Here is a 15433-nt window from a genome sequence, read left to right on the forward strand (position 1 = left end):
TCACGCCGTGGCCGCCGGGCGCAGGCGCACCGGCAGGGCCTGGTGGCCGTTGCTGATCAGCGAGCCGAGCCTCTTCAGCTCGGAGGCAGGCACGCCGAGTTCGATCTGCGGGAACCGGTCGAAGAGCATGCGCAGGGCGGTGACGACCTCGATGCGGGCCAGGGGCGCGCCGAGGCAGAAGTGGACCCCGAAGCCGAAGGCAAGGTGATCCTTCTTGGTGCGTGCGATGTCGAAGTCGTCCGCGCTCTCGCCGTGCCAGTCGGGGTGGCGGTTGGCCGCGGCATATGAGGCGAGGATCGCCTCGCCCTTGCCGATGATCCGGCCGTCAGGGAGTTCGATGTCGGCGACGGCGAAGCGCATGGGCAGATGCTTGACTGCGGGCTCGAAGCGCAGGGTCTCCTCGACGGCGTCGTTCCACTGCCTCTGACCGGAGCGCAGGGCGGCGAGCTGCTCGGGGTGGGTGAGCAGCTGGGTGACCGCCTGGTCGATGACGTTGACGGTGGTCTCGTATCCGGCGGAGATCATCAGCAGCAGCGTGTCGCGCAGCTCGCTTTCCGACAGCGCCGTCCCGTCGCCCTCGTCGTCGCGTGCGGCGATGAGGAGGGACGTCATGTCGTCGCCCGGATCGGTGCGCTTGGTGGCGATGAGAAAGTCGAGCGCCTTGTAGACCTCGGCGGTGTTGGCCGCCGACTGATCGGCGGTCAACGTGGTGTCGAAGACCCCGTCGACCATTCTGCGGAAGTCGGCCCGCTGCTCGGCGGGGACGCCCATGAGATGACCGACGACCGCGATCGGCAGCGGGTAGGCGAGGTGGTCACGCAGGTCGACGGTCTCACCGGCGGGCAGGGCGTCCATGGCGTCGAGGAGAGTGGTGACGATCTCCTCGACGGCCTCGGTCAGCGCGGCGATGCGGCGGTGGCTGAACGTGGGCGCGACCATGCGGCGCAGGCGGCTGTGATCGGCTCCGTAGGCGGTGAACATGTTCTCGACCGCGACCCACAGCGCCAGCGGCCACACCTGTACCGCCTCACCGAAGCCCGGCCAGTGGGCACGGGCGTCCTTGGAGACCTTCGCGCTGGTCAGCAACTCCTTGAGGAGCACGGGGTCGCTGACCGACCAGGCCTGCACGCCGAGGACGTCGACCAGGACCGCCGACCCGTGGGCCCGGAGTCTCCGGTGCTCCTCGTGCGGGTCGGCGCCGGTGGGGTCGAGGACGATCGGCGGGGTGGGCGAGGGCGTCACGGTAAATGTCCTTTCCGACGTACGCATCAGGCGAACGCGGCGGTAGAGAGCAAGCGGTCGGGGGCCGGGCGGCAGCCGTACGGGCCGAGGCCCCAGGACAGATGAGCATGGTTGCCGGAGAAGCGAAAGCCCCCCGAGAGCCCAGGTGTTGGCCGTACGACGGCCGCCGGCGGAGCCGCCGGGCAGGGCCCGGCGGCATGGATCGGTGTCAGGTCAGCCGCCACAGGTGGTCCGCCGTGCCGTTGTCCTCGAACTGCACGACCTGCGCACTGTTGGCCGTCGACATGCCGTCCACCCCGAGGACCTTGCCGCTGTGCCGGTTGCGGAGCAGGAACCAGCCCTCCCCCTTGTCCACCTTCTCCCAGCGCAGATGCTCGGCCCCGCTGTCGGTGAACTGAACCGACCTGGCGGAATCGGCCGTCGACGCTCCTTCGATGCCGAGCACCTTGCCGCTGTACCCGTTGCGCAGCGTGTACCGGCCCTCGCCCCGGTCGATGAGCTGCCACGCGTGGTCGCCCGTACCGGAGTTGTCGAACTGGACCACGCGCCCGCCGTCGTCCAGGGACATGCCGTCTACCGCGAGGACCTTGCCGCTGTGCCGGTTCTCGATCCGCCGGTAGGGCGGCTCGGGCGTCCAGGTGCGGCCATCGGGGGCAGCCGTGGGGAACGCGGTGACGCGCAGTCGTGCCGCGCCCATCGGGATGAGCGTCACGTCCTCCTGCGCGCCGGTGGCACGGGCCGGGCCCCGCTGGAGAGGGGCCACCACGTGCTCGTCGTCCGCGACCCATTCCTCCAGGCGCCGGGCGCGGGCGCGGATGCGTACCGGGACGCCTTCGTGCGTGAACGGGTCGCCGGTCAGCGGTCCGGGGTCGGCGGTGAAGGAGAGATCGTCCTTGGGGTCGGGGGCGAGCGCGTAGTTCCACGGGGTGGTCGCGTGCACCGCCTGGTGCGGGAAGGCGTCCGTGCCCGCGTACCGCTCGTAAGACTCGCCGATGCGCAGGGAGTACGTCAGGGGGCCGCGGTCGACGCTGACCGCGCCGTTCTTCCAGGTGCGGACGGCAGTGCTCTGCGGCAGCCGCAAGGTGACCCGGTCGCCGTCGCGCCAGGTCCGCTCGACCTCGGCGAAGGACGGTCCGTCCGGGGCCCGCAATCGGCTCCCGTTGACGGTGAGTTGGGGATTGTCGCACCAGCCGGGTATGCGCAGCCGGAGCGGGAAGCGGGTCGGCTTGTCCAGGGTCAGGGTGAGGGTGACCGTTTCCTTGAAGGGGTAGTCGGTGTCCTCGGTGATCGTGACCAGGGTGCCGTTGGCGACCTTCGCCGTGACCCGGCACGGGGCGTACATCGCCGCCGCCAGGCCGCGGTCCGGGGTCGCGAGCCACAGCTCCTCGGTGAAGTACGGCCAGCCCATGCCGTAGTTGTGCGGGCAGCAGCGGTACTGGTCGACGCCGGGCTGGAAGGCCTGCATCGCGAAGCCGTTCTGGAACTGGCCTTGCGTCTTGCGGGTGTTGTCGAGGTCGACGCTGTTGGCGCTGGTGACGTAGTGGATGCCGGTTCCGGCCGGGTCGGTCGCCGCGGGCAGCATGTTGAAGGCGAGCTCTTCGCACAGGTCGGCCCAGACCGGGTCGCCCGTGATGCGGGTGAGGAGTTCGTGACTGGCCATGAACTCGACGGTGCCGCAGGTCTCGAAGCCCTGACGGGGGTCGCCGAAACCGGGGCGCGCGTTCTCGTCGCCCGCGAAGCCGCCGCCGGGGAACTGCCCGTACGTCCCGATCGCGGTCGCGTAGTTGCGGTACGTCGCCCGCGTGTGGGCCGCCTTGCCGGAACGCAGCGCGTACTGGGCGGGCTCACGGAAGCCCTGCGCCACATTGACGTTGTGCCAGTCGGCGACGCCGCCGGCCCAGTCCACGCCGTGGGTGTGCATCTTGTCGGCGAGTTCGAGCAGGAAACTCTCCTGGGTGCGGTTGTAGACCCAGAAGGCGACGTCGAGCCCGTCGCCCCATCGCTTGGAGACCCAGCTGGAATCGAAGGCACCCGGTCCCTGCGCGTTCATGAAGCGCATGAAGCGCAGCAGGAACGGCACGATCCGCTTGTCCCCGGTGAACTCCTCGTGCGAGCGCAGCGCCTGGAGGAGCGGCAGATAGGGCCAGAAGTCCGGGCCGCCGTTCAGCTGGGTGCGCAGCCTTCTGGGACCGAAGAACCCGTCCGCTTCCTGGGTGGCGATGATCGCGTCGATCCACCGGCGGCTCTCCGCCAGGGCGGTGCGGTCCTGGGTGAGGGCGGCGAGGTCGACGTATCCGCGCAGCCAGTACGTCACTTCCTCCCACCCCTGCTTGTCCGGGTGCACCCAGCCCGAGTCGTCGAACGCGAGGAAGTGCGAGATCTCCGCGTACCGCCCGAACAGTCCGCCGAGCAGGAGGTCGAGCTGTCCGCGCAGCCAGCCACGCGCGGTGACGCTGCCCACCGGGAGCTTCTGGAACGCGGTGGGGGCCAGGGGCGCGGCGTTCGGGCCGTACAGACCGCCGCGCGCCGGGGTCGCCGCCTGCGCGGCGGGTGCGGTGACGGCTGCCACGCCGCCGGTCGCGCCGAGGGTGATCGCGCCGGAGCGCAGAAGGAAGTGGCGCCGGTCGAGCTGCGTCATGAGTACCGTCCCGTCGTTTCCGTTTTCGCTGGTGGCGGCCATGCAGGGTGCTTTACAACGTTGGAAATCCGCGATGTGCGAGATCTCAAAGACGTTGAGCAGAGGGGCAGTTGGCATCTCAGCACCGAGTGACGGCGTTGTCCAGAGGGCCAGAGGGACGGATGAGACAGGGACGGATGAGGCCTTGTGCCGCTGTCGCGACCTCGTGCTGCTGCCGCGGCCTTGTGTGCTGAGCCGGGACGGTGCCCGGATCTTCGTGGCTTCTGCCAGTACGGAGGTGTGCCGGGACCCGTAGAGACTGCCAGTCAGGGTCGCGGCACGCACGCCCTGGCAACGGGGGCCGCGTCCAACGCCAAACCGACGGAGGACGGCACCATGAGCACGCAGCAGCAGTACGACGAGATCGGTGAGGCGTACGAGGGGTTCAAGGCCCTGCCGTTGGAGCAGTACTCCGTAGTGCCGAGCTTCCTGGCGATGGTCGGGGACGTGCGCGGCAGGTCGGTCCTCGACCTGGCCTCCGGCACCGGCTTCTACAGCCGGGAGTTCAGGCGGCGCGGCGCCACCGATGTTCTCGGCGTCGACATCTCGGGCGAGATGGTCTCTGTGGCACGGCAGTTGGAGCAGCGTGATCAGCTGGGTGTGCGCTACGAGGTCGGTGACGTGGCCGAACTGCGGCCGCTCGGCACGCGCTTCGACATCACGCTGGCCGTCCAGCTGCTCAACTACGCGCCGGACGTCGCCACCACGGAACGCATGTGCCGCAACATCCACCGGAACATGAAGCCGGGCGGCGAGCTGTTCGCGCTCAACCAGTCGCCCGACTTCCGCTTCGACGGGCCGGGCCCCGACAAGTACGGCTTCCGCAGCGAGCTCACCGGCGAGAAGGTCGAGACGGGGCCGCAGGTGAGGACCACGGCGCTGCTCGACCCGGCGCCGGTCTCCTTCATCGCCAACCTGCCGCGCCGAGAGGTCTACGAGAAGTGCCTGGCGGCGGCCGGATTCAGCGACCTGGCCTGGGTGCCGCTGACGGTGTCGGAGGCCGGCGTGCGCGAGTTCGGTGCGGACCACTGGGCGGACTTCCACGCCAACCCGCCGCTGGTGATGCTGCGCTGCCGCGCCTGACGACCTGCCGGACACCGGGCCGCCGCCAGCCGCCGTCCGCCGGGCCGGGGCGGCACCTGCGTCAGGAGTGGGTGGGCGCCGTCTCACCGGTGGACCGGGCGGCAGCGGCCTGGCGCCGCCGGGGCCCGGCAGGCGTCGCGTCCTGCTTCCGTGGTGCGGGGCGGATCAGACCGAGAACGCCGGCCGCCAGCGCCCATGCCAGGAGCGGGAACGCGGCAACCCTTTCCATGCCTCCCATGCCGAGCCCGAGGTAGTGGCCGGAGAGGAAGAGCCCAAAGGCCACGAGCGCGGTGGCACCCATCAGGCTGGTCGCCCAGCGCAGCGGGCGGGGAACACCGGCCGAGGAGCCGGGTCCCGCCAGGCAGAGACCGATGTTGCCCAGTGCCATGATGAGCAGGGCGCCCAGGACGTGCTGGTTCTCGTTCACGTCCGCAGGGGCCAGCCCCGCGAGGACGAATCCCACCCCTCCCGCTGCCAGCAGCGTCCGGGCCGTGATCGCTGCCGCGCCTCTGCGCCACTGGTCGGCACCGGTCAGGACCACGCCCACGACGAGCAGAGCCCCCAGGGCGACGAACGCCCCGTTCATCAGACCGTGTTCGGGAGAGCACACGTACCGGGTCTCCGGCTCCGCCTGCAAGGCGCAGTGGGCATTGCCCAGGTCGCTGATGTTGTACCGCGCCCAGCTGTACGGCTTCGCCCAGGCCGACTCGGCGATGACATGGATGACGAAGAACTGCACGACACCCATGATCCATGCCGCATACCCGATTCGGGCCGTCAACTTCACACCTGTTGTTCGCTCAAGTTCCATGCGTACAGCGGATCATGAAGCGCTCTCCCCCAGCACTCCGACGAACCACCGGACCAGGGTGGGGAAATCCCCCGGCCGAGCGTCATGTCCCGGGTCCTTGAAAGGCGTTCAGAGCCTGCGGGAGACATCCTGTGCCGCTTGCTTTACGGCCGGTGCGAAGCCGCTGAGTTGTTCCTCCGTGACGAGGAAGGTGAGGGCGGAGACCGAGACCGCGCCGACGGGGGTTCCATCGGCGTCGAGCACCGGGGCGGCGACCGCGCAGATGGAGTCGTCCGACTCCTCGTAGTCCGTGGCGTAGCCGTCGGCCCGGATGCGGGCCAGCTCTTCGGTGAGGGCCGCGCGGTCGGTGTGGGTGCGGGGCGTACGGGCGGGCAGCCCGGTGCGGTCGAGGATGTCGGCCGCCTCGCCCGGCGGCAGGTGCGCGAGCAGCGCCTTGCCCGCGGCCGTGGTGTGCAGCGGCAGCGGGGTCCCGACGTCGCTGGCGATGCGATAGGCGTGGCCGGGGTCGACCTTGTGCGTGTACGTGGCGTAGTCGCCGCTGAGCACGGCCAAGTGGACGGTCTGGCGCAGGCGTTGCTGGAGGGCGCGCAGGACCGCGTCGATGCCGACGGCGTCGTCGGCTAGCACCAGGGCCGACAGGGCCCGGAGTTGATTTCCGCTGCCGTAGCGGCCCTCGCCGTCCGCCGCCGCGTACCCCTCCTCGATCAGGATGGCCAGGACCCGGTGGGTGCTTGCCTTGGGCACTCCCGAGTGTTCGGCGATCTCACCGAGGCGGTGCGGCCCGTCCGGGCGGGCCAGTGCGTGCAGGACCCGCAGCGCCTTGGCGACGGAATTAACGGGCTTGCTGCGATCCATTGACCCTCCGAGAACACGCGGGCTATGTTGCCAACCGGTCCGTACAGCGGAACGCCAATCTACTCTACGGAACGCTCGTCTGTCCTCCGGCCGCGACGCACCCCTGGGTCGCCCCGCGTGCCGGACGCTCCATGCACCTATCTCACGCTCGGGAAAGGCGGCCGTCCATGGCTGTACACGGGGCAACTGCCCCGCACCGACAACGATTCGATCTCGTGGTGTCGGGCGGGCTCCTGTCCGATCCGCTGCGCGAGACCCCCGAGCCGGGAGACATCGCCGTACGCGACGGTCGCATCGTCGAGATCGCGGCCCCTGGCACGCTCCTCGGCGAGGAACGCCTCGACGCCTGCGGCCTGCTCGTCGCTCCGGGCCTGATCGACCTGCATACACACGTCTACGCTCCCCGCACCTACCTCGGCGCGCCCGCCGACACCATCGGTCTGGAGCAGGGCGTCACCACTGTGGTCGACGCGGGCAGCTGCGGCAGCGACGACTGGTCCGACTTCACGGACAACGTTGTCCGGCCTGCCGCCACCCGGGTCCTGAGCTGGCTGAACATCTCCCGCCACGGCCTGGTCCACGGGCCTCGGGAGCTCTCGCACGGCCCCGGCGACGTGGACGAGGCGGCCACCGAGAAGGCGCTGCGCGACCACCCGGATCAGATCCGCGGGATCAAGGTCCGGATGAGTGCGTCGGTCCTGGGAGACAGCGGGCTCGCCCCGCTGCGGGCCGCCAAGCGGGTCGCCGACCGGGTGGGCCGGCCGGTCATGGTCCATGTGGGCAACGAGCCTCCGGTGCTGGGCGACGTGCTGGACCTGCTCGGCGCGGGTGATGTCGTCACGCACGCCTTCCACGGCAAGCCCGGCGGCTTGTTCGGAAGCGAGCGGCAGGCGCGTGCGGCCGTCGCACGCGGTGTCCGTCTCGACATCGGGCACGGCAGCGCGAGCCTGTGTTTCGCCACCGCGGAACGGGCGCTGGCCGCCGGATTCACCCCGAACACGATCAGCACGGATCTGCACGCGCGCAGCATCGAGCGGCCGGTGCACTCGCTGGCCACCACCCTGAACAAACTGATCGCCCTGGGCATGACGCCGCATCAGGTGATTCGCTGCGCCACCCTGCACGTCGCCGACGTACTGGGTCTGGAAGGGGAGTTGGGCACCTTGCGTCCAGGTTCCGCGGCCGACCTGACCTTGTTGCGGCAGGAGCAGGGGCCGGTGACGCTCACCGACGCCGAGGGCGCCACGCGGACCGGCTACACCCACCTGGAACCGGTCGCGGCCGTCCGCGCGGGCCGCATCCATCCAGTGGGGAGCGTGTCCGCGTGAACCACTCGCGCCGGACGGCTCATCGACCGGGCCCGCCTTTGCCCGCACCACCGACAGGAACCACCGAGAGGCCCATGAAGTGAGCACCCCCCTGATCGAGCGCCTCGCGGAGACGGTGCGCGACACGGAGCATCCCGTCACCGGCACCGACCGGGTCGAACTGGAAGCGTTCCTGCCGCTCACCCACCTCTACGCGCAGTCGAGCGGCATCGTCTTCGACGACATCCGCGCGCTCGCCCTGGCCGTGCACGCCCTGGCGTTCGTACGCAGGGTCCGCACCGCCGAACACCTGGAAGCACTCGACCCCCAGCTCGCCGCCGAGGTGGCCCCCGGGCGCATGGCGGCCGTACGCCACCTCATCGACAGCTACTGCGCCCCGCGGGACTTCGCCGCGCGCGACACCGAAGTGCTGCTGCTCGCCCTGCACTTCGAGACGGCGGCGCAGCTCCAGGACCACACCGACCAGCAGGCATGACCGACATCCCAGCATGACCGACACACCAGGGAGCACCGCCATGACAGTGAAGATCGTGATCGGACACCGGCTCGGCAAGGGCAACGCGGTCGCCGACGGAGTACGCGCGGCGGGCGGCGAACCCGTCGTCATACCCGGCCCCGGAGCCGACATGAAGGTGGGCGACGTGATGGCCGCCGAGAGCGCCGACCTCGGCATCTCGTTCTGCGGCAGCGGCGGCGCGGGGGCCGTGACCGCCAAGGCCAAGTACGGGCACGACATCGAGTTCGGCATGCGGTCGGCGCAGGCCGGTGTGACCGCCGTCGAACAGGGCCGCACCGTCCTCGGCTTCGGCTTCCTCGACAGCGAGGAACTGGGCTTCAAGGTCACCGAGGCCCTCCTGAAGAAGCTGGGGAGGACGGCATGAAGCAATCCCGCCACACCCTCCGCCTGACCGGCTCTGGGCCTACCCGCGAGAAGGCCTTCGCCACCGCCATCGGCCAGGTCCAGTCGGCGGTCGGCAAGCGCACGGACGGGGTCTGCTTCCGCGTGGAGCCGCTGGAGCTCGAAGTGCTCTCGGCCGCCGAACACCGTTGGACCGAGCGGTTCTTGGGACTGCTCTTCCCACGCACCCGCCAACGCTTCGAGATCACCCTGCGCGTCGAGGTGCAGGTGGCCTCGCTCGACCTGGATGCCGTCGACTTCACGGTGCGCGAGGAGCGGCTCTCGCCGCTCCAGCACGCCCTGCACATGAGGTGACCCCATGAACGAGACCCTCATCGTCCTGCTGCAGTCCCTCGTCATCGGCGGCCTCATCGGCTTCGGCGCGAGCGCGGGCGTGGCCCGGATGTTCCACGCGCCCAAGGTCCAGGGCATGGGCGCCTTCCGCACGTTGGGTGAGCTGAACGCCTGCCAGAACGACCCCGTCGCGCATTTCTCCTTCGGCCTGGGCTTCCTCTTCAACGCCTGGTCGAGCACCGTCGGCACCGGCGCGCTGACCGGAGACGTCGACCACCGCATCGTGCCGCACTGGACGGCCGCGGTCGCGATGACCAAGAACCGCAACCTCGACCAGACCCTGCACAACCCCCGGCGGATGGCCCTCACCGGCACCGTCGTCGGCATGGTCCTGATCGCGCTGCTCAACACGACGGCGGCCTCGATCCCGCACTCCCTCCAGGACGTCGCGGCCAAGGTCCTCGGACCGGCCTCGGAATGGCTGATCAACCCGGTGATGCCCATCATCTTCTGGATGGCCGCCGTCGACGCGGGCCGCCGCACCGGAGCCTGGGGCACCGTCCTTGGCGGGCTCGGTCACCTGGTGATGGGCAACGCGGTCCCGGGCATCGTGCTCGGCATCGTCATCGGCAAGGGGGTCGACGACCTGGGCTGGACCAAGGTCACCAAGTCCCTCGCGGGGGCGGTCATCGTCCTGTTCGCCGCCAGCACCGTCCTGCGCGGCGCCGACCTCACCCTGCTCCAGCAGCTGAAGGTCGACGTCCCGCACTGGCTCCTGCAGTTCCACGACGCGACCGGCACCAAGCCCCAGTGAGGCAGGCAGCGACATGACCGACACATCGACCGCCGCCGCGGGCGACATGCCCGCGCACGGCTCCGACTCCGCCGACGGATCCGGCTCCGTCACGAAGCAGGAGAGGCCCGGGTTCCTGACCAAGGTGCCGGGAGAAGGCAGCTTCTGGCTCTCCGAGTGGGCCTTCCCCGTCTTCGTCGCCTGCCTGGCCGCCGGGATCTTCACCGGCACACACCTCTATTACGTCTACCACACGGGTGTCTTCAACGAAGTCGCCGTCGTATCCATGCTCAAGGCCGGTATGGAGGGCGGCAGTTACAGCGCCGCGGCAGCCTTCGGCGCGGGCTTCCTGTTCGCCCGGATCATCGAGGGCCCCATGGTCGGCATCCTCGACATCGGCGGTTCCCTCCAGACCGGTGTCGGCATCGGCATCCCCGCGATGCTGCTGTCCGCCGGGTTCACCGCGCCACTCGAACACTTCTGGCTCGCGGTCCCCGTCGGCGCGCTGCTCGGCGCCCTGATCGGCTGCGCCATCCTGGCCATCCGCCGCGCGACCGTGAACTCCACGGGCGGCACCTCCACGTTCGGCGCCGACGTGATGATGGGCGCGGGCAACTCCGCAGGACGCTATCTGGGCCCGCTCGTCATCATCTCCGCCGCCACCGCGTCCCTGCCCGTCGGACTCGGCTCCACCATCGGCGCCGCGCTCTTCTACAAGTGGCAGAAACCCCTCACGGGCGGCGCCATCATCGGCGCGATGGCCGCCGGGTTCTTCTTCCCCATCCCCGGCAAGTGACCGCGTTCCCTCCCGAACCGGCCCTCCTGCCACCACCGTTCAAGGAATCAGTGTGCACACTCTCCACCAGGACCTGGGCGTACCTCCCGCGATCAACGCCAGCGGCAAGATGACCGCGCTCGGCGGCAGCGTGCTCAGCGAAGCCGTCATCACGGCGATGAGCGAAGGCGCCCGCCACCACGTCGTCATGGCCGACCTGCTCGCCGCCACCGGGCGTGAGATCGCCCGGGTCACCGGCACCGAGGACGGCTGCCCCACCACCGGCGCCGCGTCCGGCGTGGCCATCGCGGTGGCGGCGCTCGTCGCGGGCACGGACCTCTCCCGCATCGAGGCCCTGCCCGACCCGGGTGACGCACCGTGCGAGGTGATCCTGCCGCGCGGCCACTCGGTCCACTTCGGCGCCCCCATACGGCAGTTGATCGCGCTCGGCGGCGGCCGTCCCGTCGAGGTCGGCTCGGCGAACAAGGTCACCAAGGAACATCTCTCCGGCGCCATCGGCCCCCGTACGGCGGCCCTGTTGTACGTCCAGTCGCACCACGCCGTACAGAAGGGCATGGTCTCCCTCGCGCAGACCATCGACGTCGGCCGGGAGCACGGCATCCCCGTCATCGTCGACGCGGCCGCCGAGGAGGACCTGCGGCACTGGCCGACCACCGGCGCCGACCTCGTCGTCTACAGCGGCGGCAAGGCCGTCGGCGGGCCCACCTCCGGAATGATCTGCGGCAGCGCCCGCCACATGGAGGCCTGCCGCGCGCAGTACGCGGGCATCGCCCGCCCGATGAAGGTCGGCAAGGAGACCCTCTTCGGCCTCGTCCGCGCCCTGCGCGATTACGGTGCGGACTCCCCCGGCGGGCACCACGACCGCATGGAAAAGCTGGCCGCGCGCCTGGCCGCTCTGCCCGGGATCACGACACGGGTGGTCAGCGACGAGGCCGGCCGGGACATCCACCGCACGGAACTCGCCGTGGACCCGGAGAGCGCGGGCCGCGACGCAGCGCAACTGGCCGACGAACTGGCCGCGGCCGGGGTCTACTTGCGCGACCACCACGCCTCCACCGGCCGCCTGTACGTCGACCCGCGCCCCTTGAACCCCGACGAGGAGGAGCAATTGGTGGGCCACCTGACCACGCTCCTCGAAGGCTCCAAGGGGCACCAGCGACTTGAGAGTGATAAGGGTCCTGCGGGACTCGAGGGAGGAGACCTGTGACCGTCGCCGAACGCCGCCTGGTCGTCACCGAGGAAGCCGGGCTGCACGCCCGCCCGGCCGCGGCCTTCGCCCAGGCCGCCGCCCGCAGCACGGCCGAGGTCACCGTCGCCCGTGAGGACGGTCGCGAGGTACCCGCCCGCAGCGTGCTCTCGCTCATGACCCTCAACATCCGCTGCGGCGACGCCATCGTGCTGCGTGCACGCGGCGCCGACGCCGAATCCACCCTCGACGCCCTCGCCCGCATAGCGGCCCCCGCATGAGCGGCGCCCCGTCGCCCGATGCGACCTCTCTGAGCCCGGCCGTCACCCGCACCATCGAGCGTCTGCGGCTGGCCCGCATCACCCCGACCGTGCGGGCCGCGGACGCCGACGCAGCGGACCGGCTGGCGCGCACGCTCCTCGCGTGCGGCATCACCACCTTCGAGTTCACCGCCACCACGCCCGGCTGGGAGAAGCTGGTGGAGACCTGGTCCCGGGAGGCGCCGGAGGCGACCGTCGGACTGGGCACCGTCACCTCGCCCGAGATCGCACAGCGGGCCCTGGAGGCGGGGGCCCACTTCCTCGTCAGCCCGTGCCAGGTGCCGGAGGTCCGGCCGGTCGCTGACGCGGCGGACCGGCTCCTGGTGGAGGGCGGTCTCACCCCCAGCGAGCTGCGTGTCGCCGCCGGGCGAGGGGTCGCCAAGCTCTTCCCCGCGCACGTCGGCGGCATCGCCTATCTGAAGTCGGTGATGTCCGTCCTGCCGGGTGCCCGCGTCATGGCGACCGGCGGCGTCACGCTCGACAACGCGGGCGAGTGGCTGGCCGCGGGGGCGTTCACGGTGAGCATCGGCAGCGATCTGACCAGAGGGGATGTGGAAGCGAACGTACGACGGCTGCGGGCGCAGCTCGTCTGAGGGAGCCCGAGGGTGAAGCCGGCCGGTGCAGTCCGTACGCGCGACGCACCGACCGGACCGCCGAGCACCGACCGGACGTCAGCGCTCGAGGTCGTCCGCCCAGCGCGAAGGGTCGACGATGACCTCGTGCGCGATGTCCGGCAGTGAGCGGCCTGAACCGAAGGCGCGAGCGCGCATGCGGGCCAGAGCCTCCTCGTCGGTGATGTCCAGCTCCCCGACGAGCAGACCCACGGCGGCATGGGTCGGGCCCCAGTAGGAATCCAGGATGTCCTCCGGTTCCCACGGCGGCAGCCCGCCCCAGTCCATCGTCGCCTGATAGGCGCTCAGCAGGGCGAAGCTCGCGGCGCGGGCGGCGATGGCGCCCTTCTCGATGATGTCCGGGTCCAGGGCGAGCGGCTGATGGCACAGCAGATCGACCGCGCCGAGCGTGCGCCGGGCGTCGACTCGAAGGGGGAAGGCGTAGATCGTGCCGACGTCGGCGAGCTGTTCCTGGGCGCACGGCCCGAAGAGCGGCCAGCTCGACAAGTCCTGGCGCAGATCGTTGACGATCACCTCTGCCCCCGTCTGCGCGGCCGTGACACACGGACCCTCTCCCAGGCCGAACTGCAGCTTCTCCAGGCGCAGACCGGCCTCGCTGGTCGCGCACAACAGCTGGCGGTGCGGTGTGTCCGTGAACAGCGAGAGGGTCGCCGCGTCCATGGACACGGTGTCCCGCAGGACCTCGCACAACCGCTGCGGAAGCCTGGCCGGATCGCCGTCGGCTGCTTCGTGCACCGAGCGCTCCACGGCGACGTGATCCACCATCTGCCTCACCTGCCTCCGTAATCGCACTCTCGAGTCGGCCGGGTGCCCCACCGCCCACGGGGCAAACCGGCCTCCTGCTGGGCGGCGCGACGACGGGCAGGCACGGCCCCGGCCCGCGCGAGCCTCCTGGCGTAGGGGAAATGCGCCGGGCGCGTCCGTTCTGACACGCCTGGCGGCGGAGGAGGGTGGAGGCAGGGCGTACCGCCCGCGTCAGGCTCCCCTCCACGGCCGGTGCGGCCCGACCGTGGGCGTCGGCGCTGAGGCAGGTTTGCTGCGGCGCCCACGGGGCTCGGCCCGGCCTGGTGTCTCGAAGCCCAGTGGCCGCGCCGGGCCATCGGGTACGGGGCCCGTACGGTGTCAGCGGCTCTGCGCGAGGTCGGCGACGGTGGAGGCCGGAGTGCTGAGGATGCCGTCGAACGCGTCGACGACGGCGGTGTGCAGGTAGACGCTCTGCAACCGGATGCGGTCGGGGCCGCTGAGGTTCTCCGTTCGTGCCCGGCGGAGGTCGGCCATGCCGAGTCCGATACCGGTGTCGGCGAAGGCCGCTTCGATGCTTCCGGGCTCGGGCGGTTCCAGCGTGGTGTCGTCGATGGTGAATCCGTACGGAGCCTTCTCATCGCGGTGCATCTCGGCCGTGTGTCCCGTGGGGCTCGTCAGTCCGAGGGCGAAGTACGCGTCGCCGAGGGCGTTGTGCAGATGCTGTCCCATGGGGAGCCCGGTGAGATGGCCGTCGAAGGAGATCGGCGTCTTCTGGATGTGGGCGTTGTGGGCCAGCAGTACGACGCGGGCCGTGGGGTCGACCTGGTTCAGGTGCCACAGGAGTGACTGGGCCATGTAGAGGTCGCGGGCGGAGGTGTCGGCGGTGAGGCCCTCTCCGGTGAACAGGGCCGCCATGGCGCGGAAGGTGTAATCGGCGTGGCAGGCGCCCATGAGGCGCTGCAGGGCGACGTCGTAGCTGTGCTCGTCCCCTCGGGAGAGGTACAGCGGTTTCAGTGAACGGAACCGGATGAGCAGGCGTGCCAGGAGTGCGCTGAGGGTGTCTTGTTCCGTGGAGGCCAGGCGGGCCCACGCGGGTGCGGCCACGGCCGCGGAGTCACCGGCGAAGGACTCGGCGATCGTCCTCGCGGCCTGAACCGTCGGGAGGCTCTCGGGGTCGATCCGGCGTAGGTAGTCGGCGAGGGGGTCCAGGGCGGGGAGCAGCGATCCGCCGGCTGCCGGGATGTCGACTCCCGCGAAGCGGACCGGCGCTGTGGCCGTGGCGTTGTGTCGGCGCAGGAGGCGCAGTGGCTCCTGGAGTCCGACGGGGATCGCTGTCGCGAGGTGGGCGGCGAGGTCGTCGTCCGCTCCCTGGCCCTGGGCCCAGGCGTCGAGGGGGAAGCCTTCGCTGAAGCCGTACTCGAAGGCCAGGACGGTGAACCCGCAGCGCTCCACCAGGAACTTCAGGATGCGCTGGCGCATCAGGGCGAACTCGGCGATGAAGTGGCTGTGTTCGCCGAGGGCGACCACGCGGACACCGTCGAGGATCTCGCGCAGCGGCTCCAGGTCGTCCAGGGGCGCTGCCGGGTCGAGGTGGCTGAGCGGGACGGCATGGCCGTGGAGCCAGTCGGCGAACGGCGCGGGGTCGGTTGCTGTGGGCATGCTGGTGGCTCTTCCGCGAGGAGGTTTCCGGGGGTGCGGGCGCCCGGCCCGTACCCCCGAAGAACACGGCACGTGCCGTGCCGTTATGGCAGGAGCGTGCCGGGATCAAGGACTC

At 70.6% G+C, this 15433-nt stretch carries 16 protein-coding genes; 10 read left to right on the forward strand and 6 right to left on the reverse strand.

The features are described 5' to 3' along the window. Both ACFUPX_RS22040 and ACFUPX_RS22045 read right to left on the reverse strand, forming a co-directional pair. Positions 1–1269 (reverse strand): cytochrome P450, encoded by a 1269-nt coding sequence (locus ACFUPX_RS22040; protein ID WP_383325017.1) that lies wholly within the window; start codon positions 1267–1269, stop codon positions 1–3. Positions 1270–1450: 181 nt separating this feature from the next. Then, positions 1451–3922 carry an RICIN domain-containing protein gene (locus ACFUPX_RS22045; protein WP_383325020.1) on the reverse strand — a complete coding sequence of 824 codons (2472 nt, stop codon included), beginning with the start codon at positions 3920–3922 and terminating at the stop codon, positions 1451–1453. A gap of 333 nt (positions 3923–4255) precedes the next feature. On the opposite strand from ACFUPX_RS22045, the gene ACFUPX_RS22050 reads away from it, so the two are divergent. Then, positions 4256–5002 carry a class I SAM-dependent methyltransferase gene (locus ACFUPX_RS22050; protein WP_383325023.1) on the forward strand — a complete coding sequence of 249 codons (747 nt, stop codon included), beginning with the start codon at positions 4256–4258 and terminating at the stop codon, positions 5000–5002. A 61-nt stretch (positions 5003–5063) separates the two neighbouring features. Here ACFUPX_RS22050 and ACFUPX_RS22055 read toward each other — a convergent pair whose 3' ends face one another. Both ACFUPX_RS22055 and ACFUPX_RS22060 read right to left on the reverse strand, forming a co-directional pair. After that, complete coding sequence (locus ACFUPX_RS22055) at positions 5064–5783, reverse strand: DUF998 domain-containing protein (protein ID WP_383325026.1); 720 nt, start codon at positions 5781–5783, stop codon at positions 5064–5066. Between the two features lie 138 nt (positions 5784–5921). After that, positions 5922–6668: an IclR family transcriptional regulator gene (locus ACFUPX_RS22060; RefSeq protein ID WP_383325029.1), complete on the reverse strand. Its 747-nt coding sequence runs from the start codon at positions 6666–6668 to the stop codon at positions 5922–5924. Positions 6669–6835: 167 nt separating this feature from the next. Between ACFUPX_RS22060 and ACFUPX_RS22065 the strand changes: the two genes are divergently transcribed. From ACFUPX_RS22065 to ACFUPX_RS22105, 9 genes are all read left to right on the forward strand, one after another. After that, positions 6836–7996, forward strand: coding sequence for an amidohydrolase/deacetylase family metallohydrolase (locus tag ACFUPX_RS22065; RefSeq protein ID WP_383325032.1), 1161 nt, complete (start codon positions 6836–6838; stop codon positions 7994–7996). A 79-nt stretch (positions 7997–8075) separates the two neighbouring features. After that, positions 8076–8471 carry a hypothetical protein gene (locus tag ACFUPX_RS22070; protein ID WP_383325035.1) on the forward strand — a complete coding sequence of 132 codons (396 nt, stop codon included), beginning with the start codon at positions 8076–8078 and terminating at the stop codon, positions 8469–8471. 40 nt (positions 8472–8511) lie between these two features. Beyond that, positions 8512–8877: an SFCGS family glycine-rich protein gene (locus ACFUPX_RS22075; protein WP_383325037.1), complete on the forward strand. Its 366-nt coding sequence runs from the start codon at positions 8512–8514 to the stop codon at positions 8875–8877. Beyond that, positions 8874–9209, forward strand: coding sequence for a DUF4312 family protein (locus ACFUPX_RS22080; RefSeq protein WP_383325040.1), 336 nt, complete (start codon positions 8874–8876; stop codon positions 9207–9209). Before ACFUPX_RS22075 ends, ACFUPX_RS22080 begins: the two co-directional genes overlap by 4 nt. A gap of 4 nt (positions 9210–9213) precedes the next feature. Continuing rightward, positions 9214–10002 (forward strand): DUF4311 domain-containing protein, encoded by a 789-nt coding sequence (locus tag ACFUPX_RS22085; protein WP_383325043.1) that lies wholly within the window; start codon positions 9214–9216, stop codon positions 10000–10002. 13 nt (positions 10003–10015) lie between these two features. After that, complete coding sequence (locus ACFUPX_RS22090; protein WP_383325046.1) at positions 10016–10777, forward strand: DUF4310 family protein; 762 nt, start codon at positions 10016–10018, stop codon at positions 10775–10777. Positions 10778–10829: 52 nt separating this feature from the next. After that, positions 10830–11984, forward strand: a complete 1155-nt coding sequence (locus ACFUPX_RS22095; RefSeq protein WP_383325049.1) for a DgaE family pyridoxal phosphate-dependent ammonia lyase — start codon at positions 10830–10832, stop codon at positions 11982–11984. Further along, positions 11981–12244 carry an HPr family phosphocarrier protein gene (locus ACFUPX_RS22100; RefSeq protein ID WP_383325052.1) on the forward strand — a complete coding sequence of 88 codons (264 nt, stop codon included), beginning with the start codon at positions 11981–11983 and terminating at the stop codon, positions 12242–12244. Before ACFUPX_RS22095 ends, ACFUPX_RS22100 begins: the two co-directional genes overlap by 4 nt. After that, entirely contained in the window at positions 12241–12876 is a 636-nt protein-coding gene (locus tag ACFUPX_RS22105; RefSeq protein WP_383325055.1) for a bifunctional 4-hydroxy-2-oxoglutarate aldolase/2-dehydro-3-deoxy-phosphogluconate aldolase, read from the forward strand. The genes ACFUPX_RS22100 and ACFUPX_RS22105 overlap by 4 nt, the downstream gene beginning before the upstream one ends. A gap of 78 nt (positions 12877–12954) precedes the next feature. On the opposite strand, the gene ACFUPX_RS22110 is transcribed toward ACFUPX_RS22105, so the two are convergent. After that, the gene (locus ACFUPX_RS22110) at positions 12955–13680 is read right to left on the reverse strand and encodes a GAF and ANTAR domain-containing protein (RefSeq protein ID WP_383325057.1); all 726 of its coding nucleotides are present in this window, start codon (positions 13678–13680) and stop codon (positions 12955–12957) included. A gap of 357 nt (positions 13681–14037) precedes the next feature. Further along, complete coding sequence (locus ACFUPX_RS22115) at positions 14038–15318, reverse strand: erythromycin esterase family protein (RefSeq protein ID WP_383325060.1); 1281 nt, start codon at positions 15316–15318, stop codon at positions 14038–14040. Positions 15319–15433 lie beyond the last annotated feature (115 nt).

The sequence above is a fragment of the Streptomyces sp. NPDC057302 genome (genome assembly GCF_042667685.1).
Taxonomy (GTDB): Bacteria; Actinomycetota; Actinomycetes; order Streptomycetales; family Streptomycetaceae; genus Streptomyces.

Coding starts and splice junctions, on each gene's coding strand:
- ACFUPX_RS22075 (WP_383325037.1), top strand. CDS start 8,512: ATGACAGTGAAGATCGTGATCGGACACCGGCTCGGCAAGGGCAACGCG.
- ACFUPX_RS22105 (WP_383325055.1), top strand. CDS start 12,241: ATGAGCGGCGCCCCGTCGCCCGATGCGACCTCTCTGAGCCCGGCCGTC.
- ACFUPX_RS22040 (WP_383325017.1), bottom strand. CDS start 1,269: ATGCGTACGTCGGAAAGGACATTTACCGTGACGCCCTCGCCCACCCCG.
- ACFUPX_RS22115 (WP_383325060.1), bottom strand. CDS start 15,318: ATGCCCACAGCAACCGACCCCGCGCCGTTCGCCGACTGGCTCCACGGC.
- ACFUPX_RS22085 (WP_383325043.1), top strand. CDS start 9,214: ATGAACGAGACCCTCATCGTCCTGCTGCAGTCCCTCGTCATCGGCGGC.
- ACFUPX_RS22045 (WP_383325020.1), bottom strand. CDS start 3,922: ATGGCCGCCACCAGCGAAAACGGAAACGACGGGACGGTACTCATGACG.
- ACFUPX_RS22110 (WP_383325057.1), bottom strand. CDS start 13,680: ATGGTGGATCACGTCGCCGTGGAGCGCTCGGTGCACGAAGCAGCCGAC.
- ACFUPX_RS22065 (WP_383325032.1), top strand. CDS start 6,836: ATGGCTGTACACGGGGCAACTGCCCCGCACCGACAACGATTCGATCTC.
- ACFUPX_RS22080 (WP_383325040.1), top strand. CDS start 8,874: ATGAAGCAATCCCGCCACACCCTCCGCCTGACCGGCTCTGGGCCTACC.
- ACFUPX_RS22060 (WP_383325029.1), bottom strand. CDS start 6,668: ATGGATCGCAGCAAGCCCGTTAATTCCGTCGCCAAGGCGCTGCGGGTC.
- ACFUPX_RS22050 (WP_383325023.1), top strand. CDS start 4,256: ATGAGCACGCAGCAGCAGTACGACGAGATCGGTGAGGCGTACGAGGGG.
- ACFUPX_RS22090 (WP_383325046.1), top strand. CDS start 10,016: ATGACCGACACATCGACCGCCGCCGCGGGCGACATGCCCGCGCACGGC.